The organism is Nesterenkonia sp. AY15, from assembly GCF_022565855.1.
Classification (GTDB): Bacteria; Actinomycetota; Actinomycetes; order Actinomycetales; family Micrococcaceae; genus Nesterenkonia.
Window position 1 is genome coordinate 110026 of record NZ_JAJOYV010000004.1, and the last position, 23697, is coordinate 133722.

A 23697-nucleotide genomic window follows, 5' to 3' on the forward strand; every position below is an offset into this window, starting at 1 on the left:
GGAGGGGCGCTCCGATCCGTGGATCGAAGCGCCCCTTCGCGGATGAGACGACCGGAGCCGCTCAACAGCCCAGGATCAGGCTGACTACTTCTTCACCAGCTGGCGCAGCACGTACTGCAGGATGCCGCCGTTGCGGTAGTAATCGGCCTCGCCCGGTGTGTCGATGCGGAGCACGGCGTCGAAGCTGACCTCTGCGCCGTCCTCCTTGACCGCGGTGACCTTGACCGTCTTCGGGGTGGTGCCGCTGTTCAGCTCGGTCACCCCGGAGATGGAGTAGGTCTCGTAGCCGTCGAGGCCGAGGGTGTCGGCCGACTCGCCTTCGGGGAACTGCAGCGGCAGCACGCCCATGCCGATCAGGTTCGAGCGGTGGATGCGCTCGAAGGACTGGGTGATGACCGCGCGGACGCCGAGCAGGCTCGTGCCCTTGGCGGCCCAGTCACGCGAGGAGCCGGAGCCGTATTCCTTGCCGCCGAGGACCACCAGCGGAATGCCGGCCTCCTGGTAGTTGACCGCCGCGTCGTAGACCGCGGACTGCGGAGCGCCTTCCTGGGTGAAGTCGCGGGTGTAGCCGCCCTCCACGCCGTCGAGCAGCTCGTTCTTGATGCGGATGTTCGCGAAGGTGCCGCGGATCATGACCTCGTGGTTGCCACGGCGGGAGCCGTAGGAGTTGAAGTCCTTGCGCGCCACGCCGTTCTCCAGCAGGTACCGACCGGCCGGGGTGTCCGACTTGAAGGATCCGGCCGGGGAGATGTGGTCGGTGGTGACCGAGTCGCCCAGCTTCAGCAGCACCCGGGCGCCTTCGATGTCGGTGACATCGGAGGGCTCGAGCTTCATGCCGTCGAAGTAGGGGGGCTTCCGGACGTAGGTGGAGTCCTCGTCCCAGGCGAAGGTGGAGCCCTCGGGGGTCTCCAGCTCCTGCCAGCGGTGATCCCCGTCGAAGACGGTGGAGTACTTGGAGGTGAACATCTCGGTGTCGATGGACGCGTCGATGATCTTCTGCACCTCGACCGGGTCCGGCCAGATGTCGGCGAGGAAGATGGCCTTGCCGGACTCGTCGTGGCCCAGCGGCTCGTTCTCGAAGTCGAAGTCCATGGTTCCGGCCAGGGCGTAGGCGACCACCAGCGGCGGGGAGGCCAGGTAGTTCATCTTCACGTCCGGGTTGATCCGGCCTTCAAAGTTGCGGTTGCCCGAGAGCACCGAGGTCACGGCGAGATCCTGTTCCTGGATCTTCTGCGAGATCTCCTCCTCCAGCGGACCGGAGTTGCCGATGCAGGTGGTGCAGCCGTAGCCGACCACGTAGAAGCCGACCTTCTCGAGGTACTCGATCAGTCCTGACTTCTCGTAGTAGTCGGTGACGACCTTGGAGCCCGGAGCCAGGGAGGTCTTGACCCAGGGCTTGTTGGTCAGGCCCTTCTGGACCGCGTTGCGGGCCAGCACGCCGGCGGCCATCATCACGTTCGGGTTCGAGGTGTTGGTGCAGGAGGTGATGGACGCGATGGAGACCGCGCCGTGATCGAGGTGGAACTCGCGACCGTCTGGCATGGAGACCGGGGTCGGGTTCGACGGCCGGCCGTCAACGGGGGCCCCTGAGGTGTCGCGCGGCTTGTCCTTTGCGGACTGCTCGTCGGTCGCGTCGTGCGACGGCGCGTCGGAGGCCGGGAAGGACTCTTCGGAGGCCTCGTCGACGGCGCCGTTGGTGGTGGACCCGTTCTTGGCGTAGTTGTGGATGTCCTTGCGGAACTGCTCCTTGGCATCGGTGAGCTCGATGCGGTCCTGCGGACGCTTCGGGCCGGCGATGGAGGGCACCACGGTGGAGAGGTCCAGCTCGAGGAACTCCGAGAAGCGCAGCTCGCGGGAGGGATCGTGCCACATGCCCTGTTCTTTGGCGTAGGCCTCGACCAGTGCGAGCTGATCCTCCGTGCGCCCGGTCAGGCGCAGGTAGCCCATGGTGACGTCGTCGATCGGGAACATCGCCGCGGTGGAGCCGAACTCCGGGGACATGTTGCCGATGGTGGCGCGGTTGGCCAGCGGCACAGCCGCCACACCCTCGCCGTAGAACTCCACGAACTTGCCGACCACACCGTGCTGGCGCAGCATCTGGGTGATGGTGAGCACGACGTCGGTGGCGGTGGCGCCAGCGGGGATGGATCCGCTGAGCTTGAAGCCGACGACGCGCGGGATCAGCATGGAGATCGGCTGGCCGAGCATCGCTGCCTCGGCCTCGATGCCGCCCACACCCCAGCCGAGCACGCCGAGGCCGTTCTCCATGGTGGTGTGTGAGTCGGTGCCGACACAGGTGTCGGGGTAGGCGCGCAGGGCGCCGTCGACCTCGCGGGTCATCACGGTGCGGGCCAGGTTCTCGATGTTCACCTGGTGGACGATGCCCATGCCCGGGGGGACGACCTTGAAGTCGTCGAACGCGGTCTGGCCCCAGCGCAGGAACTGGTACCGCTCACCGTTGCGCTGGTACTCCATGTCCATGTTGCGCTCGATGGCGTCGGAGTTGCCGAAGGAGTCGATCTGGACGGAGTGATCGATCACCATCTCGGCGGGTGCCAGCGGGTTGATCTGCTCGGGCTTGCCGCCGAGCTCCTTGACGGCCTCACGCATGGTCGCCAGGTCCACCACGCAGGGGACGCCGGTGAAGTCCTGCATCAGGACGCGGCCGGGGGTGAACTGGATCTCGGTGTCCGGCTGAGCGTTCTCATCCCACTGGGCCAGAGCCTTGATGTGCTCGGCGGTGACGTTTGCACCATCTTCGGTGCGCAGGAGGTTCTCGAGCAGGACCTTCAGGCTGTAGGGAAGGGAGTCATATCCCTCCACAGCCTTGAGTCGGAAGATTTCATAGTCGGTGCCGTCGACGTTGAGGACGCCTTTGGCCCCATAGCTGTCCGCTTTATTCACTCGGGACTCCTTGTTAGTTGCCAGTCGTGCCAGCCCGCGCCGATGAACAGCCGGGCCGATGGATCGATGTTCAGTCTACTCTTTCAGCTTTCTGAGACGCACGTCATAGGGAGCGTGGCGCGCCGTTCACCTGCGATGAGGTGCTCGGAACAGAGCGACCGATTCCATGTGGTGGGTGTTGGGGTACAGATCGAAGACCTTGAGGTCTGCCAGCTCCCAGCCCCGGGTCATCAGAGACTTGGCGTCCCGGGCGAAGGAGGAGGGTTCGCAGGAGACGTAGAGGACCTCCCGCGGGCCCGCGGCGTCGATCCCCGCGATGACGCGTTCACCGGCTCCGGTGCGCGGAGGGTCCAGCAGGATCAGGTCACGTTGGGCGAGACGATCCAGGACCGCCTCCACCGGCGCCTGCAGCACTTCGACCTGCGGGGACCCGGCGAAGAGCTGTGCTGCACTGGCGCTGGAGCCGGGCGCCCCTTCAACGCTGAGCACCGACCCGGCTGCGCCTGCGAGCTCGGCCGCCCACGCGCTGAAGAGGCCGGCCCCGGCGTAGAGGTCTGCCACCGAGGCGCCGGAGGGCACCTGTGTCATCGTGTTCACGGCTTCGACCAGGCAGCGCGGGGCATTGCGGTGGATCTGCCAGAAATCCTCGGGCTGGATCTCCACCGTGGAGAACGTCCCCGCAGGTGACGCTGAATCCGCGGTCGGGGGCTGCGGCAGGGGCAGCGGTTCGGTGACCGTGCGGGACCCGGCGACCACGGTGTAGCTGATCCGCTCCGGGCGCGGCGCGGACGCCTGATCCTGGGCGCGCGCCCCGGGGCCGGATCGCTCGCCGCGACCTCGACGTCCGGCGCCGCGGGCACCGGCGCGACCCCGGCTGGGGTTGGGTTCCGGCGCGGACGTGGCCAGCACGATGTTGGCGATGGCCGGCTCCCGCTGGTGCAGGTGCAGCAGCCGCTCGTTGAGCTCCTCACGCTCGACTGCGGGAAGCCCGCGCCGGACGTGCACCACCAGAGTGACCTGTGGGCCGGCGCCGGCGGCCACGGCGTCGACCCGGTCGACGCCCTTGAAGTTGAAGCCGAAGATGCCGCTCTCATGGATCGATGACACTGCCAGCGGCATCCCGCGCAGCTCGATGAGCTCGTTGCTGCGGTGCGGCTTCATACTCAGCGCACCCAGGGCGCTGACCGCGAAGCTGGCCCGGGTCCGCCAGTGCAGCCCGTGGTAGGGCCCGTCGGAGAGCACGTCGTGGACGTGGACCTCTCCGTCGCCGGAGGCCAGCGGCAGGCGCTGGTCGTGGATCGAGAATCCCCCGATCCGCTGCATGGTGTCGCGGAAGACCTGGCCCTTGAGCCGGCGCTGGTGCTGGTCGGTGATGTGGCCGAACTCGGCACCGCCCACCGGGAGCCGATCGTTCTCGTGGGCGCGCAGCGAGTCCGCGAGCTTCCAGATGTGCCGGCGGCGGTAGTCGGAGGGACTCAACACCTCGACGACGTCGGCTCGCCAGTATTTGGCGCCCGGTCCTCCCTCGGTCACGCGGGCTCGCACGGTCTCCCCCGGGATGGCGTGGCGCACGAAGACGACGCGACCCTCGTGGCGGGCGACACAGTGGCCGCCATGGGCCATCGGTCCGATGTCCAGCGTCAGGGTCTGCGTCATCGCGGAATCACCATCTCTTTTCTTGTTCGGCCTCTTCTGCGGGCTCTTGTTCGGCCTCTGCTGCGGAGGGCTCGAGCGGACTCTGCGCCGGTCGTGAGATGAGCCACCCTACCCACAGCGCCAGCGCATAGAGCGGGATGCCCATGACCAGGCGCGCGGTGCCCAGTCCGGCCACATCGTCGGCCAGGTAGAGCGGGACCTGGACGATCAGGCGCAGCGCGGGGACGGCGAGGAGCAGCCAGGTGGCCAGCGAGTATCGCCGACGGCGCGCCGGGTCCTTGCGCCAGTCCAGCCCCTCACCCCGAACCACGCCGAAGAGCAGGCCCAGGAACGGCCACTTGACCAGGATCGAGATGAGGAATGCCAACAGGTAGCCGGCGTTGATCAGGAAGCCCCAGGCGTAGAAGTCGCGGGCGTCCCCGGTCCGGTAGGCGACCAGGGCGCAGATCAGGATGCCGGCGAGTCCGGCCAGGGACTGAACCAGCGAGCCCTTCTGCACCAGCCGGACGATGGCGAATCCGACGCCGATCGCCACCGAGATGATCAGCGCGGTGATCAGCTCTTCGGTGACCAGGAAGGCGATCAGGAAGGCCGCGGCGGGCAGCGAGGACTCGACGAGTCCGCGCACCCCGCCCACCGAGGCCAGCACGTCGATGGAGCCGTCATCACCGGTGCGCACCCGGGAGGCGGCGGCAGTCGAGAACTGCGCCGCGGGATCACGGGTGGAGTCCGGGTGGGAGTCCGGCTCGGAGCGTGGCTGGCCTGGGTCAGCGGTCATCGCTCACCGGTGCCGCAGCAGGATTGGGACTGGGGGAATCATCGCGACGCTGGGCCCGGTTGCGCGGGACCACCACCCGCTTCGCCCCTTCCGGAGGCTGCAGGCGCAGCAGCTCGCGCGGGGGCAGCGGGTCGTCGCCCCGGACGACCACGATCTTGGCGAACAGGTCTTCGACCGCACGGGCTGCGGAGGCGTCGATGGCGCCGCGGCCGCCGACCACCCCGCGCAGGAACCAGCGCGGGCCCTCGAAGCCGATGAAGCGGGCCACCCGCCAGCCTTTGCGTCCGTCTTTCAGGACGGTCGGCACGCGTGCCGCCAGCTCCATGCCGAAACGACCGTCGACTCGCTTGACCTTGCCGTCCTGCTTGAGCACCGACTCTTCGATCTGGTCGAGCACCTCACCCCAGGTGCCGCCGGACTTCGGGGCCGAGAAGGGCTGGACCTGGATGCTCGCCTGGTCGACCATGACGGTCAGCGCGACCACGCGCTTGGTCTTCTGATCGATGTCCAGACGCACCTGCTGGTTCTTCGCCGCGGGGACCAGCAGCGCCCCGAAGTCCAGATAGCCCTTCTTGGACTCCAGCTCACGGGAGTCGCGCGGCACCGCCAGCGGAGTGGACTCGGTGACCGGCTGCGCCACGGAGGTGACCGGTGACGACGGGGCGTCGGCGGCCGTCGCCGTGGCTGAAGCGTCAGCGGCCGCCGCGTCGGTGGCCGAGACGTCTGGGGGCGCGACGTCAGTCGGCGGGCTCTGTGGCGACTCTGCCTGTGGTGATTCTGTCTGTGCTGACTCTGCCGGGGCCGCGTCTGTCTCCGGTGCCTGCGTCGCTGGGGTCTTCTTCTTGCCGAAGAGCATGCCTGTCCTCCTGGTCGGTTCTGCGCTGTTCTATCGCCCGGTGGACCCGAAGCCGCCTGCGCCGCGATCACTGGTCTCGAGATCGTCCACCAGGGTGAAATCAGCCTGCTCCACCTTCTGCAGAAGCAGCTGAGCTATCCGGTCCCCACGGGCGAAGTGGACCGCCTCGTGGCGATCCGTGTTGAGCAGGCACACCTTGATCTCCCCACGATACCCAGCGTCCACGGTCCCTGGGGCATTGACCACGGTGATCCCGTGGCGCACGGCGAGTCCGCTGCGCGGATGGACCAGGCCGACCCAGCCCTGCGGCAGCGCCAGCGCGACTCCGGTGGGGACCAGCCGGCGCTCCCCCGGTTCGAGCGTGAACTCCTCGGCGGTCAGCAGATCAGCCCCGGCATCACCGGGATGGGAATAGCGCGGGACGTCTAAGCCCGGGTCCAGCTGCTTGAGAGGTACTGAGATGCGATTCACAGCCCCGAGTGTACCGTCGCGGTCGAGTCGAGTCCTCAGCCGGACATGCGACGATAGTGCCATGAGTGACGAGAGTGCCAAGAATGGCGAAGCTTCCTCCCCGAGCGTGGACAGCGAGACCGCCCCGATCTACACCGAGAAGCTCTGGCCGGCCTGGTGGCTGTGGGTCGCCGGGGTCATGCTGGGGGCGTCGATCTCACTGATCTTCTTCCCGATCAGCATCACCTTCGGGTTGCTGACCGTGTTCATCGGCATCGGCCTGGTCATCTTCGGCCTGGTCATCACCACCCCGACGCTGGAGGTCACTCCGGGGTGGCTGCGTGTGGGCCGGGCCCGCATCCAGACGGTGCATCTGGGCCGGGTCGTGGCGCACCGCGGGGATGCCGCCCGCGAACAGCTGGGACCGGGTTTCGACGCAAGCTCCTACCAGTGCATCCGTGGCTGGATCGATCCGGTCATCACCGCGCAGATCATCGATCCCAAGGACGCCACCCCGTATTGGATCTTCTCCACCAGAAAGCCAAACGCCGTGCTCTCCGCATTGGGCTCCGCGGAGCCCGTGCAGGAGCACGGCGTCAGTTTCGAATGACGTGGATCCCCTCGGGCCGCCAGTGGCTGAGGGTCTCCAGGTCTGTTCACTGCGGAGCGATCAGCCCTCGCAGTCCTTGCAGAAGAACATGCCGTTCTCCTCGCGAGCCACCTGGGAGCGATGACGCACCAGGAAGCAGGATGAGCACGTGAACTCATCCGACTGGGCGGGCAGCACGCGGACCTGCAGCTCCTCGTCGGAGAGATCCGCTCCGGGGAGCTCGAATCCTTCAGCGGCCTCGGTCTCGTCCTCGTCCACCACAGAGGACTGTCGCGAGGTGTTCCGGTTCTTCAGCTCCTCGATGGAATCTTCGCTGGTTTCGTCGTCGTTCTTCCGCGGGGCGTCGTAATCGGTTGCCATAAGAGGTGCTCCACACTCCGAATTCTTGAGATCGAAGCGCTCGTTGACCGGCTTCGGGATGAAGCTGATTGAGCGCGATTTCCCTGTGGCGTGGCCCCCTGCCGGTCCGGGCTGCTGCCCGGTCCGCAGAACACGTGGGAAATTCTGGTCGGACAGATTGTGTCCCATCCGGATCGCAGGACCAAATCCTGATCAATCGTTGAGCCCTGGGCTGACACGGAGGGGCTCGGGACACAGCTGGTAGGTGGGGATGAGGACCAAAGAATGTCACGGGCGGCCCGATTGAGCAATCCTTCCAGGAGTGGTTGAGCACCTCGGTAGTTTTTACACCTCTCCGCGATACAGTGTCCGGAATAACCACCAGCTCGTTCTTCGGAGGAAGCACCAATGCAGCACCTGCGCATCGTCGGGGTCAATGACGAGGAGAACGTGCCGCAGCTCATCCTCTCCGACGAATCAGGGCAGGAGTTCGCGCTGCCGATGGATGGAGCGCTGCGCCACGCCGCGACCCGACCCCCAGTCCGTCCGGCCAAGGCCAGCCCCGGCAGAAGTCCGCTGACTCCGCGCGAGATCCAGGCACGGCTGCGCGCCGGCGCCACGGTGGACCAGGTGGTCGCGGCCTCGGGGCTGACCACCGCCCACGTGGACCGCTACGCCGGCCCGGTGCACGCGGAGCGGGAGTACATGGCCCAGCAGGCTCGGGGCACCCAGGTCGCACCCGCGTCGGCCGCAGAGGCGCACCGGAGGGCCTTCGGCGATGAACCCGCCAACCTCGAGGCCATGGTGAAGGTCCGGCTGCGCGCGATGGAGGTGGACCTCAGCTCACTGAGCTGGGACTCCTGGCGCCGGGAGGACGGCCTCTGGCAGGTCACCTGCGTGTTCGACGTCGACTCCTCGGCCACCCACGGTGCGGGCATCGGGCTCAGGCCTCCTGCCGAGTGGACCTTTCAACCGGAGACTCGCCACCTGCGGGCGGTGAACCGCTGGGCCGAGGCGCTCAGCGCGCTCTCCACGTCGGTGCCGACGCCGGGGAGTTCCGAGACTGACCCGCAGACCTCCGCCGCGGGCCCCGGGAGGCGACTGAGCGCCGTCGACTCCGTCTTCAATGTGGAAGACTCCAACGACCCGCGCGGGCTCGGAGCGACCTCTGCAGCCGACAGCGGAGCCGCGGGGCGCCGGCAGCCGGAATCCAGCACCCGCGGCTCGCGGGACTCCGCGCCCCGGCCGCAGACCCCGACTCGCGGCGACGCGGCATCCCGTGGTGAAGGACACGAGCACGAGGACCTGCTCGACGTCCTGCGGGCCCGTCGCGGCCAGCGCCTGGGCGCGGACGCCGAGGCCGACGACCGCCTCGCACTGATGCTCAATCGGCAGGATCCGCAGGATCGCGACAGCTCCGCCGCCTCCTCGGACCGGTCCCCCGCTCCGGCGGGCCAGGATGACGAGGAACATTCCACCGTTCCGATCCCACGGCTGCGACCGGTCCAGAACGCACCAGCCTCCGACGACGCCGCGCAGGACGAAGGCGTCGATGCTCCTGCGCCCGAGGTGCGCGGCGCCACGGCGGCCGAGAGCTCTGCGGGCACAGCGGATGCGACCGAGCGGGCGACCGGTGACCGGTCCGCCGACGCGGCCGGATCCGACGGAGAGGGAACCGGCGCGACAGGCTCCGGCGCGGCACCGAACGATGGCCGGCTCGACGCCTGGGGCTTCGCCTACGAGGGCGAGTCTGAGGAGCGCGGCGGCGCGGCAGGTCAGGCGCCGGCACCCCCGGCGGAGGACGCTGAGCCGACCGAGCCTGATGCCGTGGCAGAGAAGCCGCGGAAGCGAGCGCCCGCGCGTCGGGCGAGCATGCCGAAATGGGATGACATCCTCTTCGGATCCAAGAACGACTGAACGAGGGGCGGGAGCTGCTAGGCGCCCAGGCGCAGCAGCGGCACCCGACGTTCAGCCTCGGTGAGGGAGCCGTGCTGGCCCACCATGTCCATCGAGGCCTGGCCCACCCGGTCACAGTGGTAGAGCGCGATGTCGCTGTGCGTGGCCACCAGCACGTCACCGATGCGCCCGGCGACCCGATCCTCCACCGGCCCGAACCACCCCGCCTCGCGGGCCTGCTCGCGGGTCAGGATCCAGGCCCGGTCACCGTACTCCTGCTCCCAGGCTGCGGCGATGGTCTCGGGGTCGGCGCGCGGTTCGGCATAGAGCTGCACCAGCCGCGGCTCGCCTCCGGTATGCCGCACCCCGTCGAGCAGGTGCGCCTGCGCCGAGAAGTCCAGCCGGTTCTGCGGCGCGACGTCGATCATCCCGTGGTCCGCGGTGAGCAGCACAGACACCTGCTGGCCGTAGCGGCGGCGCAGATCGGTGGTGAAGCGTTCGGCCTCGGCGTCGAGCATCTCCAGCATCTGCAGCCACTGCGGGGAGTCCACGCCGTAGCGATGACCCGTCTTGTCCAGCTCATCGACGTAGAGGTAGACCAGCTGGCGTGGGGCGGGCCCCTGCCGCACGGCGCCGCTGGCGGGGCGCTGCTGCTGGATCCAGTCCGCGGTGAGGCGGAACCGGGCGTCCATCCGGGCGGCGCCCCGGAACTCGCCGCCGCGCAGCACCGCCCGGGTGAGCCCGGAGTCGATGAACTTCGGCCGCGAGGCGGTGAGCACACCGGCGCCGGCCTCCGCGGCGCGGTACAGCACCGAGGGGTGCACCTGCCACTGCGCCGGATCGACCTCGTCGTCCCAGCCGCCGAGCATGTTGACCATCCGGTCCAGCTCGGGCGCCAGGATGTCGTAGCCGACGAGTCCGTGCTCCCCCGGTGTGGTGCCGGTGCCCAGCGAGGCCAGGGAGGCCGCCGTCGTCGTCGGCACCCCGACGTCGAGGATCTCCGCGCTGGAGCTGCGCCAGGCGGAGGCGAGGAAGCGGGCGTGGCCTGAGTAGCGGGCGAGCAGCGCATCGCCGAGCCCGTCGACCATCAGCACCACCGTGGTGGCCGCCTCGGGCAGGCCCAGCCGATTCTCGAAGCCCTCCAGGCCGAGCGACGCCGCGGCGGAGGTCAGCACATGGCGCAGGTGTGCGCCGTCGTAGTCGGGGGCGACCGGCAGCGGGCGGGTGTTCGGGGTCATCTCAGCGAGTCATCTCAGCGGGTCATCTCGGGGAACGGCTCAGCGGGCGTGCTTGATGCTGGCTCGGCGCAGCGCGCGGACGAATCCGCGGGCCTCGTCCACGGCGGTGTCACCCTCGGCGGTGGCCGCGATCCGCAGCGCGATGTCCTCGGGCACCCAGTTTCCGGTGTCGCCGTGGTCGGCCACGCACTCCGGGTTCCCGCACTCCGCCGGGTAGGTGTCGAAACGTGCACCCCCGGTCCAGGTCAGGTTCAGGGAGACCTCGGCCAGTGACCGGTCTGGGGTGAAGTTCTCGGGGCTGCGGTGGACCTCGGAGAGGATCAGCGAGCGGATCCTGCTGACCGGGACGACCTCGGTGGAGATCCGCGCCACGGTGTCGGCTCGGCGCGGATGCGGGGAATCACCGTGGCCGAAGGCGGGGCCGTCGTCGTCCTCCAGATCGTGGTCATCGAGGTGAGCGACGACGATCACGTCCTCGGCCAGGGCCAGCACCGTGATGTGCCGGTGGACCTCCTCCATGTCGAAATGGGTGTCCACGTGCACGATCTGATGGCTGGCCTCGCGCTCATCGAGCGCCTCGCTGAGCGTGTGCAGCACCAGGGAGGGGTAGAAGCCTCCGCGCTCGACCGCTTCCTTGAGGCTGTAGGTGGAGGCGGCGCCGCGGCGGTGCTCACCGGACCCGTGCTGGCTTAACGTCATGGAACTCATGCTATCCGGTACTGGGATTCGCCGGTGCGCCCCACATACGGGATACTGGTCCGGTGCCAGGAAACGCGACTTTTCACCACCGCAACGCCGCCCTCCTCTCCGTGACGGAGGTGCAGGCCCCGGAGGTCCTTACGTCAAAGGACCTTGACCGGCGTCTGGCGGATGCGCTCAAACGTCTCAGGCTGCCCACCGGGCTGCTCCAACGAGTCGCGGGGGTGAAGGCGCGGCGACACTGGTCTGGACCAGGTGACGTCCGTGCCGGAACCGCGGAGGCCGGGCGCAGGGCGCTCGCCGCCGCTGGCATCGCGCCGGAGGAGGTCTCGATGTTGATCAACACCTCGGTCTCCCGCGAACACCTGGAACCCTCGGTGGCGGTGGGGATCCACCATGACCTCGGGCTGCCCACCTCGGCGATGAACTTCGACATCACCAATGCCTGCCTGGGCTTCGTCAACGCCATCACGCTCGCAAGCTCCATGATCGACGCCGGTCAGGCCAGATACGTTCTGATCGTCAACGGTGAGGACACCAGGAAGGTCCAGGACGCCACGATCAAGCGGATCAACTCGCTCGAGAAGATGGCCTCCAGGGATGACTTCATGGCGGAGTTCGCCTCGCTCACCCTGGGCTGCGGGGCCGCCGCGGCAGTGATCGGGCCGGCGGATCAGCACCCGGAGGGTCACCGGATCATCGGCGGGGTCACCCGGGCCGCGTCCCAGCACCACGGGCTCTGTGTGGGCGACCACAACGGCATGTTCACCGACGCCCGCGGTCTGCTCGAAGGCGGCCTGGAGCTGGTGATGGACGCCTTCAACGATGCCCGCGAGCACTTCGACTGGGACTCGATGGACTCCTACATCACCCACCAGGTGTCCCAGCTGCACACCTCCTCGATCGTGAAGGCCGCGAAGCTGGACAAGAAGCGCGTCCCGGTCACCTATCCAGAGCTGGGCAATGTCGGGCCGGCCTCGCTGCCGATCACCCTGGCGAGGGAATCCGACCGGCTGCAGCCCGGAGACCGGGTGCTGTGCATGGGCGTCGGCTCCGGAATAAACACCGCGATGTTGGAGATCCAATGGTGAGCATCAATGACCTGACCGGCCGCTTCGCGCCGATCCCCGCCGCCCCCGCGCGGCTGCCTCTCGACCACGCCCCCGGCACGGTCTTCCCCGGGCTGGATCCCGCCTGGTCCCGGCTGGTCACCGCCAAGACCGACGACGGCGCCCGGACCTTCCACGTGCTGGACACCGGCCCGGAGCTCGCCGCCCGCGGGATCACCCCGACCGGCACGATCCTCGCCGTGCACGGAAACCCCACCTGGTCCTACCTGTGGCGGCACGTGCTCTCCGGGTCTCTGGAGCGCGCCCGCAGCGGCGCCGCCTGGCGGGTGATCGCCCCGGACCAGCTGGACATGGGCTTCTCCGACAGGCTCTCGCACCCGGTGCCGCCCGCCGCCGACGCTCCCAGCTACCGCCGGCTCCCGGCGCGCCTGGGTGATCTGGACGCCCTCATGGACGCCCTGGACGTGGACACCAGCTCCCGGCTGGTCACCCTGGGGCACGACTGGGGCGGGATCATCTCGCTGGGCTGGGCCGTGCGCCAGGCCGGGCAGGTGGACGCCGCGATCACGCTCAACACCGCGGTCCACCATCCGGAAACAGATCAGGTCCCTGCCGCGCTGCGCGCCGCGATGGCCCCGGCGGTGCTTCCCGCCGCCACGATCGCCAGTGAGGGCTTCCTGAAGGTGACCCTCGGACTCACCGAGGACCCGCTCCCCGAGGAGGTCCGCGAGGCCTACCGGGCCCCGTACACCTTCCGGCGCGGACGCGGAGGCATCGGCGGCTTCGTCGCCGACATCCCTGCGGAGACCTCGCATGTCTCCCGCGCGGCGCTGACCTCGATCTCCTCCGGGCTGCGCGACTGGGACAAGCCCACGCTGCTGCTCTGGGGACCCAAGGACCCGGTCTTCCAGGACCGGTATCTGGCAGACCTGCAGTCCAGGGTGCCCCACGCCGACCTGCACCGCTTCGAAGGCGCCGGCCACATGCTCGCCGAGGACCGGGACATCAGCACCCCGATCTTCACCTGGCTCGATGACCACTTCGGCGCCGGCACAGCCCGCGCCGCGCTGGAATCCCCGGCTCCTGCGGGCCGGGTGCTCGGACTCCACGAGCAGCTGGCCGAATTGGCCGGCTCCGAACGGCGGACCAGCCCCGCCGTCGTCGACATGACCGCCGAGCCCGAGGCCTGGAGCAGCGCCGAGGATGCCGCCACCGGTGACCGCGCACTGAGCTGGGCGGAGCTCTCCGCCCAGGTGGACGCACTGGCCGTGGGCCTGTCGTATACCGGGGTGCGCCGCGGGGACCGGGTCTCGCTGCTGGTCCAGCCGGGTGCCTCGCTGACCGTGATCCTCTACGCCTGCATGCGCCTCGGCGCCGTGGCCGTGGTCGCCGACGCCGGCCTGGGGGTGCGCGGGATGACCCGCGCCGTCCGCGCCGCCCGGCCCGACTGGGTCATCGGGGCGCTGCCCGGACTCACCCTGGCGCGAAGCCTCGGCTGGCCCGGAAAGCTGATCAGCGCCCAGGCGCTCTCCCCCCGCCGCGCCCGCCTGCTGGGCACCGTGGCCTCGGTGGAGTCGCTGCTGAGCCGCCACGAGGGCGCCACCCCCGATCAGCTGGCGGCCCCCGCCGCAGATGACCCGGTGGCGATCCTGTTCACCTCCGGCTCCACCGGACCGGCAAAGGGCGTCATGTATACCCACGGCCGGCTCGGCGCGCTGGTCGCGCTGCTGGTGGAGCAGTTCGACATCCGCCCTGGAGCCTCGCTGATCGCCGGCTTCGCACCGTTCGCCCTGCTGGGCCCCGCCATCGGCGCCACCTCGGTGACCCCGGACATGTCGGTGACCCGACCCGCCACGCTCACCGCCCAGGCCGTCGCGGATGCGGCCCTTGCCGGGAGCGCGACCATGTTCTTCGGCTCCCCCGCAGCGCTGCGCAACGTGGTCGCCACCGCGGGCCAGCTCACCGCGCTGCAGCGCCGGGGGCTCTCCGAGATCACGCTGGTGCTCTCCGCCGGAGCCCCGGTGCACCCGGACCTGCTGAACGCCGTCCAGGAGATCTTCCCCGCGGCCGAGATCCACACCCCCTACGGGATGACCGAGGGCCTGCTCCAGGCCGACATCGAACGCCGCCAGGTGCTCGAGGCGGCCGCCACCGGCCAGTCCGGGGTCTGCGTGGGCACACCGGTCGCGGGCGTGCGCTTCGCGCTGGCCCCGCTGGACGGCGTGGGACGACCCGCCGAGGAGCTGCTGGACCCCGCCGAGGCCGTCGGCGTGCTCGGCGAGATCGTGGTCTCCGCAGCGCATCTGAAGGCCGGCTACGACAGGCTCTGGCAGACCGAGCGGGCCTCCCGCCGGGACACCTTGGACGGGCTGATCTGGCACCGCACCAATGACATCGGACACTTCGACGCCGAGAACCGGCTCTGGATCGAGGGCCGGCTGCAGCACGTGCTGACCACGCCCGCCGGGCCGCTTGGTCCGGGCACCGTGGAGACCCCGGTGGACGCGCTCGAAGAGGTGGCCCGCAGCGCCGCGGTGCCGGTGGGACCGCGAGGCACCCAGGCCGTCGTCGTGATCGTGGAACCGGCGCCGGACCGCAGCCTGCGCACCGGCCGGTCCCCGGTGGCCGAGATCAGCTTCGCCGCCCGGGTCCGCGAGGCCGCCGGCGAGGTTCCGGTCGCCGCCGTGCTGGTGCTCGACGAGCTGCCCACCGATGTTCGACACAACTCCAAGATCGATCGCACCCGACTGGCCGGCTGGGCCGAGAAGGTCCTCGCCGGCGAGAAGGTCGGGGCCCCATGAGCCGACTCATCGAACCCGGCGCCCGGGTGCTGGTCACCGGCGCCTCCGGGCTGCTGGGCCGCAGCGTGGCGCAGCGGCTGGTGGGCCAGGGCTATCAGGTCACGGTGCTCCAGCGCGGCGCCTCCGGTCTGGACGGCGTGCACGAGGTGCGCGGCTCGCTCAGTGATCCGGCCGCCGTCGCGCGCGCCGTTCAGGGCCAGGACGCGGTGATCCACATGGCCGCGAAGGTCTCGGTCTCTGGTCGGCATGAGGACTTCGTGGAGGTCAACGTGCGCGGCACCCAGCGGCTGCTCGACGCCGCGGTGGCCGCCGGGGTGACCGATTTCCTGCATGTGTCCTCCCCCTCGGTGGCCCACGCCGGGGCTTCGCTCATCGGCGCCGGCGCCGGGCCGGCGGATCCGCAGCACGCCGTGGGCAGCTATGCCAAGACCAAGGCAGAGGCCGAGCTGATCGCGCAGGCTCGCGGCGCCGCGGACATCAACGTGCTGATCCTGCGCCCGCATCTGGTCTGGGGCCCCGGCGACGGACAGCTGACCAGCCGGATCATCGACCGGGCCCGCTCCGGGCGGATGCCGATCCTCGGCTCCGGAGCCGCCCTGGTGGACACCCTCTACATCGACAACGCCGTGGACGCCTTCGTCGCCGGGCTGCGCCGGCTGCCGCAGATCGCCGGGCAGCGGCTGGTGCTCACCAACGGTGAGCCGCGCCCGATCGGCGAGCTGATCACCGGCATCGCCGCCGCCGGCGGGGCCCCCGCTCCGCGGCTGCGCCTGGCGCCCGGGCTCGCCAAAGGGCTGGGCGCCGTCGTGGAACGCCTCTGGGCGCTCAGCGAGAAGCTCGCCGGCCCGCGCGCCGACGAGCCGCCGATGACGAAGTTCCTCGCCGAGCAGCTCTCCACGGCCCACTGGTTCGACCAGCGCGCCACCCAGCACGCCCTCGACTGGACCCCCAAGGTCAGCCTGGACCAGGGCCTGGCGCTGCTGCGCGAGCACATCCAGACCACCGGCAAGGTCCTCTGACCCTCCCCCCTCCTGGGTGGTTGAGTTCCCCGGTCGATACGTATCCACCGGAGAACTCAACTGCCTTGGATAGGCGTGCCCGTGATGGGCGTCCCCAGGATAGGTGACGCTCTCCACAGTTGCGCATCGGACGTGGTGGGCGGGTGAGTGCTCCGGCACGGTGTAGCCATGACTTTCGAGACTCCCGCCGCTCCCGGTCCCATCCGGCTGATCCGCTCGGCCTGGCAGACCGATGACCTGCACAGCGCCACCCGACTCTCGGCGCTGGTCGCCTCGGCGGCGCTGCTGCGGGTGCGCCGCGGGGTCTATGTCGACGCAGCCGCGTGGATCACGTCCCCGCCGTGGATCCGCGCGCAGATCGCGGTCGCCGCCATGGCGCACCGCCGGCCGAACTCGCTGTTCTGCCGCGAATCGGCCCTGCTGCTCCACGGGCTCCCGCTGACGACGACGCCTCCGCACGTCACCCTGCGCACGAACGACGCCAGCCTGGTCGGTATCGGCCGCCGCGAACCGATGACCGGGACCACGATTGCCGAGAACTGGCTCGCCGCCTACCGGACCAGATTCCACGATGACCACACGACGACGGCGGCTCTGCTGAACGTCCCGACCCGCCGCTTCGAGACGGTGCTGCCGCGCGGGATGACCCGCGGCGCCGCCCGGGAGGCCCAGCGGCGCGGCACAGGCCCACAAGCGCAGGTGCGGCTCCCCGCGTCGGCTCTGCCCGCGGTGGCCGGGCCCGAGCCGGGGTACCTGGTGGAGCCGCTGGAACTGGTCCTGCCCGACGCCGTCTCACGCATGCCCTTCCCCGATGCGGTGGCGGTCCTGGACGCGTTCCTGGCTCATCAGGCTCGGGGGAACCTCGCGGCGCCGCCTGACCCCGCTCCTGATCCCGTGACCTGGGGCGAGGCGTTCCTCTCGCACCGGCTCACCGGGCGCTGGAAGGCTGCGCTGGGCTTCGCCGATGCCCATGCCGAGTCCCCCGGCGAATCGGTCTCCCGAGCGCTGATCCACCAGCTGGGCTTCGCCGCCCCGACGCTGCAGGTGTGGATCGCCACGGATGTCGGGGATCAGCGCGTGGACTTCGAATGGACCGTGCAGGGCTCCTCCCGGACGTCACCCGAGGTGCAACGGATCGTCGGCGAGTTCGACGGGCGCGGGAAGTACTTAGACGAGGCGCTGCTGCGGGGCCGCCCCGCCAAGGAGGTGCACTACGCCGAGAAGCTCCGTGAGGACGCGATCCGCCGCACCGGACGCGGCATGGTGCGCTGGGACTGGACCGACCTCTCCCACCCGGAGGTGCTCGCGGCGAAGCTCGGCCAGGCCGGGGTGCCCCGGGCCCGGCCCGAATCCCGACCTACCACGGTGGTGATGCCCGGCACCTCTCCCCCGTGGTTGAGTCTTCCGGCCGAAACGTCAGGACCGGATAACTCAACCACCCAGGAGGGGTGGGTCAGTAGCGGCTGATCGCGCGGCGGGCTGAGTCGGTGCGCTGCTCCGGGTTCGCGATCTCGATCGCGGCGTGCAGCACCTGCACGCCCTCCGGCGAGGCCAGCACCGGGGTCAGCTCCAGCGATGCCACCTGGGGGTGGTTGTCCTTGAGCGTGGCGACCCGCTGCAGCGTGTCCTCCAGTGCGACGATGTCCACCGCCGGGACGCCCTTATAGCCGAAGAGCCGCTTCGCCGCGCGCGGGCGGCGGACCAGCCCGCGCACGTCCTGGTCGGTCAGCGGCGGCACCGCATGCGCCCAGTCGTCGAGCAGCTCCACCGCGTCGCCGGAGAGTCCGAAGGAGACCACCGGGCCCATCAGCGGGTCCTCGATCGCGCGGATCACGCAGCCCTGTCCGGCCGGCGCCATGGACTGCAGCTCCAGGCCTCCGGCCCCGTAGTCGGCCAGGACCCGGCGCATCTCAGCGATCGTGCGGCGCAGCGCCTCGGGGTCCTCGATGTTCAGCTGGACCCCGCCGAGGTCCAGGCGGTGGCGCAGGTAGGTGTTGGTGGACTTCACCGCCACCGGATAGCCCAGCGTCTCCGCCGCGGCCAGGGCCTCCTCCTCAGTGGAGAACACCACCGAGCGCAGCATGGACAACCCGTAGGCCTCCAGCAGCTCGGCGCAGCGCTCGGGCTCGAGCTGGCGCAGCGTCGCGCCCTCGACCCCGTCGAGCCAGCCGTCGAGCAGCTCGTCGCCGCGCCGGGACACCGTGGTGCCCTCCAGCCCGACCGGCACATAGGGCTCCCCGATCCCTTCGGAGCGCCAACGCTGATAGCGCACGATCTTCGCCAGCGCGGTCAGCGAGCGTTCCGGGGAGGAGAACACCGGGAAGCCCTGCTGCAGCGACCCCTTCTCGATCACCGGCGCCGCGTTGCCGATGTGGTTCAGCGGCACGCTGGTGTCCAGCACCCCGATCCAGGAGGCCACCATCGGTTTGGTGTGCTGGCGCGCTGTCTGCGAGATCAGTCGGCTGTGGTCATAGTGCTCCCCGGTGACCGCCGGCTCCAGGCACAGCGCCACCGCGTCCACGTCCTCGGCGGTGAACAGCTTCTGCAGCGCTCCGGCCAGCGCGGCGTCGGCCTCGGCGCGGGGAAGATCAAGGTCCAGGTCCCCGACGACGTGGGTCGCGGTCAGGTCCAGGGTGCCGGCGGTGTCGGCCAGGATCCGGCTCATCGAGGGTGAGTTCGAGAGGATCCCGACGCGCCCGCCGCCGGGCAGCGGCTGGGTGGCGAGCACCTGGAGCACATCCATGAGCGAATCATGGTTGCCCACTTGGATCACCCCTGAATGCTCCAGCATCGAGTCCACCGCGCCCATCGGCGCCCTGGTGGTGCGGACCTCGTGGCCCGGGGGCAGGCTGCGCCCCATGACGTCGGACTTCGCCACGACGACCGGCTTGGTGCGCGAGAGCCTGCGCGCGATGCGGGAGAACTTGCGCGGATTGCCGAAGCTCTCCAGATAGACCCCGACGGCGCGGGTGGAGTCGTCGTCCTCGAAGTACTGCATCGCGTCATTGCCGGAGAGATCCGCGCGGTTGCCCGCGGAGATCACCGAGGACAGTCCCAGCTCGCGCCGGTTGGCCTGGGCGAAGAGCGAGACCCCGATCGAGGCGGACTGGCTGAACAGGCCCACGCCCCCGCGCAGCGGCATGGTCGGCGAGAGCGAGGCGTTCAGCGAGACGTCCGGGTCGGTGTTCAGCAGCCCGACCGAGGCCGGACCGATCACGCGCATCCCCCAGCGCCGGGCCAGGCGGACCAGCTCGCGCTGATCCAGCCGCTGATGGTCCTCCTCCTCGGCGTCGCGGCCAAGGTCGGGGGCGGTGATGATCAGGATCCCCTTGACCCCGTTGCGTCCGCAGTCGGCCACCACCTCGGTCAGGTGCTCGGCCGGAACTGCGACGACGGCGAGGTCCACCTCCTGCTTGATGTGCGCCAGGGAGGCATAGGCCTCCACCCCGCCGACCTCGAAGGCCTCCGGGTTCACCGAATGAACGCCCCCGGTGAAATGGCCTTCGATGAGGTTCTGCACCAGGTGATAGCCCACCGAGCCATACTCGCGGGACGCTCCGATGACCGCGACCTGTTCCGGGGCGAGCAGCTCGGCGATGCTGCGTGACTCGGCGCGATGCTCGCGGGCCTCCATCACCGCCCGGGAGCGCTCGGTGGGGTCGATGGGGAACTCCACCATGACCACACCGTCCTCGAAGCTGCGCTGGGTCTCATAGCCGGCCTCGGAGAAGACCCCCAGCATCTTGCGGTTCTCCGGCAGCACCTCGGCGGAGAACCGCTCAAGTCCTCGCTCGCGACCAGCCGCTGCCAGGTGCTCCAGAAGAATCGATCCAAGTCCGCGGCCCTGGTGCTGGTCAGAGATGTTGAACGAGACCTCTGCCTCCCGGGTGCCTTCGATGCGGTCATAACCGCCCACGCCGATGATCTCCTCGTCGAGCAGGATCACCATCGCGACCCGGTCGACGTGGTCCACCCGGGTGAACCGGGCGAGCTCCTTCTCGGTCAGCGCCGACTTGAAGGTGAAGTAGCGCAGGTAGATCGAGGACTCGGACTGGGAGGAATGCAGGCGCTGCAGCCGCTCCGCGTCCTCCGGGTTGATCGGGCGCAGTTGGGCCGCAGCCCCATCGCGCAGCACGACATCTGCTTCCCAGTGCGCCGGATATCCGCCGGTTCGGGGTGTCTCACCCATAGGATCAGACTAACCAACCCCGCCCCGAGATAGATACCCACCCTCCGAGCTGCACCAGATCACCGCACCTCCAGCTATTGTGAGACCCCCGCGGCTGACACCTGCACCTGCCCTCCGAGAGATACAGGACCAGCACACTCGCTATGGCCCGCCGTTCCAAGAGCGCCGACAGTCCCCCGGTCACCCCGGAGGAGAACATCATCGACATCGACGTCTCTGCGGAGATGGAGACCTCCTTCCTGGAGTACGCGTATTCGGTGATCTACTCGCGCGCCCTGCCCGACGCCCGCGACGGTCTCAAGCCGGTGCAGCGCCGGATCCTGTACATGATGGCGGACATGGGCCTGCGCCCGGAGAAGGGCCATGTGAAGTCGGCCCGAGTGGTCGGCGAGGTGATGGGCAAGCTGCACCCGCACGGCGACGCCGCGATCTATGACGCACTGGTCCGAATGGCTCAGTCCTTCGCCCTGCGGCTGCCGCTGGTGGACGGGCATGGCAACTTCGGCTCGCTCGACGACGGGCCCGCCGCCCCGCGCTACACCGAGGCGCGGATGACCGCCGCGGCACTGTCGATGACGGCCGACCTCGACGAGGACGTCGTGGACTTCGAGCCCAACTACGACAACCAGCTCACCCAGCCCGGCGTGCTGCCCAGCGCCTTCCCCAACCTGTTGGTCAACGGGGCCTCCGGGATCGCGGTGGGCATGGCCACGAACATGCCCCCGCACAACATGCGCGAGGTCATCAACGGCGCCAAGCATCTGATCCTGCACCCGGAGTCCACCCTCGAGGACCTCATCCGCCACATCCCCGGCCCCGACCTCCCCTCCGGCGGTCGGATCGTGGGACTCGACGGGATCCGCGACGCCTACCGCACCGGCCGCGGTTCGTTCAAGACCCGGGCCAAGGTCTCGATCGAGCAGGTCTCGGCCCGCAAGACCGGCATCGTGGTGACCCAGCTGCCCTACATGGTCGGGCCGGAGAAGGTCATCGAGAAGATCAAGGACGCGGTGCAGGCGAAGAAGCTCACCGGCATCTCCGACGTCTTGGACCTGACCGACCGCAAGCACGGGCTGCGGATGATCATCGAGCTCAAGGCGGGCTTCAACCCACAGGCAGTGCTCGCCCAGCTCTACCGGCACACCCCGCTGGAGGACTCCTTCGGGATCAACAACGTCGCGCTGGTCAACGGCCAGCCGCGCACGCTGGGGCTGCTGGAGATGCTGCAGGTCTACGTGGACCACCGGCTGAACGTGGTCCGCCGGCGCAGCGCCTATCGGCTGCGCAAGCGCCAGGCCAGGCTGCACCTGGTCGAGGGGCTTCTCGTCGCGATCCTCGACATCGACGAGGTCATCCAGATCATCCGCGCCGCAGAGGACACCGCGGCGGCCCGGACCCGGCTGATGAGCATCTTCGATCTGAGCCAGGCGCAGGCCGATCACATCCTGGAGCTGCGCCTGCGCCAGCTGACCCGGTACTCCGCGCTGGAGCTGGAGCAGGAGAAGGAGCGCCTCGAGGCAGAGATCGCCGAGCTCGAAGCGATCCTCGGCTCTGAGGAGCGGCTGCGCGGCCTGGTCGCCGATGAGCTCGACGAGGTGGCCGCCAAATACGGCGATGACCGGCGCACCGAGCTGCTCGACGCCGAGGTCGCCCCGGCCCTCTCCGCGCAGCCGGACCCCGCGGCCCCCGCCGGCGGCGGATCCAGTCTGCAGATCCCCGACGCCGACTGTTGGGCGGTGCTCTCGAGCTCTGGCCAGCTGGCCCGCACCACCAACCGGTCCACGCTGGTGCACCCCACCCGGCGCGCCCGCCACGATGCGCTGACCTCGGCGGTGCCGACCACCGCCCGCGGCGAGATCGGGGCGGTCACCACCGCCGGTCGGATGATCCGCGTGCCGGTGGTGGACATGCCCGCCGTGGAGATGTCCTCCGGCGGCGTCAACCTCAACCAGGGGGTGAAGGCCAAGGAGTTCCTGCACCTGGAGAAGAACGAGGAGCTGCTCGCCTTCGTCCCGCTCGATGCTGTCATCGCCCTGGGCACCGCGCAGGGTCGGGTCAAACGGGTGAATCCGGACTACCCGCTGAACCGCGACGACTGGGAGGTCATCTCGCTCAAGGGCGAGGGACGTGCCCAGGACCGGGTCGTCGGAGCCGCTGTGGCGGCCGACGACGCCGACCAGCTCTGCTTCATCACCGCCGGCGCGCAGCTGCTGCGCTTCGAGGCCGCGCTGGTCCGCGCCCAGGGACGCACCGCGGCCGGGATGCTGGGGATCAAGCTCAGCCCCGAGGACACCGTCATCGCCTTCTCCGTGGTGCCCGCCGCGTCAGGCAAGGACCAGACGCAGGACCCCGCACAGGGCCACGAGGCAAGCTCCGCGGCCCTGGTGGTGACCCTCGCCGCCGGCGACACCCCGCTGGAAGGCTTCGAAGCGGGCAGCATCAAGCTCACCGACTTCTCGGAGTTCCCGGCCAAGGGTCGCGGCACCGCCGGGGTGCGGGCTCATCGCTTCATGCGCGGGGAGGACCACCTGAAGCTGGGCTGGGCCGGCATAGGACCCGCGCTCGGCGCTGCGAAGAACGGCGTCGCGCGGATCCTGCCCTCGGAGATGGTGCGCCGAGACGGTTCCGGAATACCGCTGGAACGGGGCGTCGACGCCGTCGCTCCGAGTCCGGAGGCGCTGGCAGCCGCAGCGGTCGCGGCAACATGACACGTGATTACTACATCGTGTAGAAATCACGGGCCAGCAGGGGTATCCTTTGACATTATCTGGCTGCGCAGCCGCTCTCAGCGGCCACCCCACCAGCACTGTTGATGTCTCGCCGCAAGAAGGAGCACCCCAAGATGGCCACTCTCGGAGGACTCGAGCGCTCGGTCATGAGCCTGCTCTGGGACGGCGCCGAATCGCTCAGCGCCAACGAGGTGCGCGACCGCCTCGGTGAGGATCTCGCCGTGACCACCGTGCTGACCGTGCTGTCCAGGCTGGAGCGCAAAGACATGGTTCGACGCGAACGCTCCACCCGCCCGCACCGCTACACCGCTGTCGCCTCCCGCGAGGAGCACACCGTAGAGATGCTCAACGAGGTGCTCGGCACCGCCGGAGACCGTGAAGCGGTGCTCGCCCGGTTCATCGGGGGCATTCCGGACTCCGAGGCCGCGGCCCTGCGCCGGCTGCTGCAGAAATAGCCGCCCAG

17 protein-coding genes are annotated in these 23697 nt (G+C 69.6%); 8 read left to right on the top strand and 9 right to left on the bottom strand.

Annotated features, from left to right (window positions below; translation table 11 throughout):
* Positions 1-84: 84 nt before the first annotated feature.
* The 5 genes from LSI54_RS07735 to dut form a co-directional block, all read right to left on the bottom strand.
* On the bottom strand, positions 85-2904 hold the full coding sequence (locus tag LSI54_RS07735) for an aconitate hydratase (protein ID WP_241464867.1): 2820 nt from the start codon (positions 2902-2904) through the stop codon (positions 85-87).
* 126 nt (positions 2905-3030) lie between these two features.
* Positions 3031-4560 carry a class I SAM-dependent RNA methyltransferase gene (locus LSI54_RS07740; protein ID WP_241471029.1) on the bottom strand — a complete coding sequence of 510 codons (1530 nt, stop codon included), beginning with the start codon at positions 4558-4560 and terminating at the stop codon, positions 3031-3033.
* A gap of 7 nt (positions 4561-4567) precedes the next feature.
* Positions 4568-5338 carry a DUF3159 domain-containing protein gene (locus LSI54_RS07745; protein ID WP_241464869.1) on the bottom strand — a complete coding sequence of 257 codons (771 nt, stop codon included), beginning with the start codon at positions 5336-5338 and terminating at the stop codon, positions 4568-4570.
* On the bottom strand, positions 5328-6194 hold the full coding sequence (locus tag LSI54_RS07750) for a DUF3710 domain-containing protein (protein ID WP_241478081.1): 867 nt from the start codon (positions 6192-6194) through the stop codon (positions 5328-5330). Before LSI54_RS07750 ends, LSI54_RS07745 begins: the two co-directional genes overlap by 11 nt.
* 30 nt (positions 6195-6224) lie before the next feature.
* Positions 6225-6665, bottom strand: a complete 441-nt coding sequence (gene dut / locus LSI54_RS07755) for a dUTP diphosphatase (protein WP_241464871.1) — start codon at positions 6663-6665, stop codon at positions 6225-6227.
* Positions 6666-6726: 61 nt separating this feature from the next.
* Between dut and LSI54_RS07760 the strand changes: the two genes are divergently transcribed.
* Complete coding sequence (locus tag LSI54_RS07760) at positions 6727-7254, top strand: DUF3093 domain-containing protein (protein ID WP_241464872.1); 528 nt, start codon at positions 6727-6729, stop codon at positions 7252-7254.
* A gap of 60 nt (positions 7255-7314) precedes the next feature.
* Here the strand turns inward: LSI54_RS07760 and LSI54_RS07765 are convergent, their stop codons facing one another.
* Positions 7315-7614 carry a DUF4193 domain-containing protein gene (locus tag LSI54_RS07765; protein WP_036475539.1) on the bottom strand — a complete coding sequence of 100 codons (300 nt, stop codon included), beginning with the start codon at positions 7612-7614 and terminating at the stop codon, positions 7315-7317.
* A gap of 387 nt (positions 7615-8001) precedes the next feature.
* Between LSI54_RS07765 and sepH the strand changes: the two genes are divergently transcribed.
* Complete coding sequence (sepH, locus tag LSI54_RS07770; RefSeq protein ID WP_241478082.1) at positions 8002-9510, top strand: septation protein SepH; 1509 nt, start codon at positions 8002-8004, stop codon at positions 9508-9510.
* Positions 9511-9527: 17 nt separating this feature from the next.
* Here sepH and LSI54_RS07775 read toward each other — a convergent pair whose 3' ends face one another.
* Both LSI54_RS07775 and LSI54_RS07780 read right to left on the bottom strand, forming a co-directional pair.
* The gene (locus tag LSI54_RS07775) at positions 9528-10727 is read right to left on the bottom strand and encodes an alkaline phosphatase family protein (RefSeq protein ID WP_241478083.1); all 1200 of its coding nucleotides are present in this window, start codon (positions 10725-10727) and stop codon (positions 9528-9530) included.
* A 39-nt stretch (positions 10728-10766) separates the two neighbouring features.
* On the bottom strand, positions 10767-11426 hold the full coding sequence (locus LSI54_RS07780; RefSeq protein WP_241464875.1) for a DUF5998 family protein: 660 nt from the start codon (positions 11424-11426) through the stop codon (positions 10767-10769).
* Between the two features lie 62 nt (positions 11427-11488).
* Here LSI54_RS07780 and LSI54_RS07785 point away from each other — a divergent pair, with 62 nt between their 5' ends.
* From LSI54_RS07785 to LSI54_RS07800, 4 genes are all read left to right on the top strand, one after another.
* Entirely contained in the window at positions 11489-12517 is a 1029-nt protein-coding gene (locus LSI54_RS07785; RefSeq protein WP_241471023.1) for a 3-oxoacyl-ACP synthase III, read from the top strand.
* Positions 12511-15297 (top strand): alpha/beta fold hydrolase, encoded by a 2787-nt coding sequence (locus LSI54_RS07790; protein WP_241478084.1) that lies wholly within the window; start codon positions 12511-12513, stop codon positions 15295-15297. Before LSI54_RS07785 ends, LSI54_RS07790 begins: the two co-directional genes overlap by 7 nt.
* Complete coding sequence (locus LSI54_RS07795) at positions 15294-16316, top strand: NAD-dependent epimerase/dehydratase family protein (RefSeq protein WP_241478085.1); 1023 nt, start codon at positions 15294-15296, stop codon at positions 16314-16316. The genes LSI54_RS07790 and LSI54_RS07795 overlap by 4 nt, the downstream gene beginning before the upstream one ends.
* A gap of 168 nt (positions 16317-16484) precedes the next feature.
* Positions 16485-17783 carry a hypothetical protein gene (locus LSI54_RS07800; protein ID WP_241478086.1) on the top strand — a complete coding sequence of 433 codons (1299 nt, stop codon included), beginning with the start codon at positions 16485-16487 and terminating at the stop codon, positions 17781-17783.
* Here the strand turns inward: LSI54_RS07800 and LSI54_RS07805 are convergent.
* On the bottom strand, positions 17770-20505 hold the full coding sequence (locus tag LSI54_RS07805) for a bifunctional GNAT family N-acetyltransferase/acetate--CoA ligase family protein (RefSeq protein WP_241471019.1): 2736 nt from the start codon (positions 20503-20505) through the stop codon (positions 17770-17772). The genes LSI54_RS07800 and LSI54_RS07805 overlap by 14 nt on opposite strands.
* A gap of 143 nt (positions 20506-20648) precedes the next feature.
* Here LSI54_RS07805 and LSI54_RS07810 point away from each other — a divergent pair, with 143 nt between their 5' ends.
* A complete protein-coding gene (locus tag LSI54_RS07810; protein WP_241475886.1) occupies positions 20649-23213 on the top strand; it encodes a DNA gyrase/topoisomerase IV subunit A in 2565 nt (854 codons plus the stop codon).
* Between the two features lie 134 nt (positions 23214-23347).
* On the top strand, positions 23348-23689 hold the full coding sequence (locus LSI54_RS07815; protein WP_241464882.1) for a BlaI/MecI/CopY family transcriptional regulator: 342 nt from the start codon (positions 23348-23350) through the stop codon (positions 23687-23689).
* Positions 23690-23697 lie beyond the last annotated feature (8 nt).

Coding starts and splice junctions, on each gene's coding strand:
- LSI54_RS07765 (WP_036475539.1), bottom strand. CDS start 7,614: ATGGCAACCGATTACGACGCCCCGCGGAAGAACGACGACGAAACCAGC.
- LSI54_RS07760 (WP_241464872.1), top strand. CDS start 6,727: ATGAGTGACGAGAGTGCCAAGAATGGCGAAGCTTCCTCCCCGAGCGTG.
- LSI54_RS07815 (WP_241464882.1), top strand. CDS start 23,348: ATGGCCACTCTCGGAGGACTCGAGCGCTCGGTCATGAGCCTGCTCTGG.
- LSI54_RS07780 (WP_241464875.1), bottom strand. CDS start 11,426: ATGACGTTAAGCCAGCACGGGTCCGGTGAGCACCGCCGCGGCGCCGCC.
- LSI54_RS07740 (WP_241471029.1), bottom strand. CDS start 4,560: ATGACGCAGACCCTGACGCTGGACATCGGACCGATGGCCCATGGCGGC.
- LSI54_RS07790 (WP_241478084.1), top strand. CDS start 12,511: ATGGTGAGCATCAATGACCTGACCGGCCGCTTCGCGCCGATCCCCGCC.
- LSI54_RS07810 (WP_241475886.1), top strand. CDS start 20,649: ATGGCCCGCCGTTCCAAGAGCGCCGACAGTCCCCCGGTCACCCCGGAG.
- LSI54_RS07745 (WP_241464869.1), bottom strand. CDS start 5,338: ATGACCGCTGACCCAGGCCAGCCACGCTCCGAGCCGGACTCCCACCCG.
- sepH (WP_241478082.1), top strand. CDS start 8,002: ATGCAGCACCTGCGCATCGTCGGGGTCAATGACGAGGAGAACGTGCCG.
- LSI54_RS07800 (WP_241478086.1), top strand. CDS start 16,485: ATGACTTTCGAGACTCCCGCCGCTCCCGGTCCCATCCGGCTGATCCGC.
- LSI54_RS07775 (WP_241478083.1), bottom strand. CDS start 10,727: ATGACCCCGAACACCCGCCCGCTGCCGGTCGCCCCCGACTACGACGGC.
- LSI54_RS07805 (WP_241471019.1), bottom strand. CDS start 20,505: ATGGGTGAGACACCCCGAACCGGCGGATATCCGGCGCACTGGGAAGCA.
- LSI54_RS07750 (WP_241478081.1), bottom strand. CDS start 6,194: ATGCTCTTCGGCAAGAAGAAGACCCCAGCGACGCAGGCACCGGAGACA.
- LSI54_RS07795 (WP_241478085.1), top strand. CDS start 15,294: ATGAGCCGACTCATCGAACCCGGCGCCCGGGTGCTGGTCACCGGCGCC.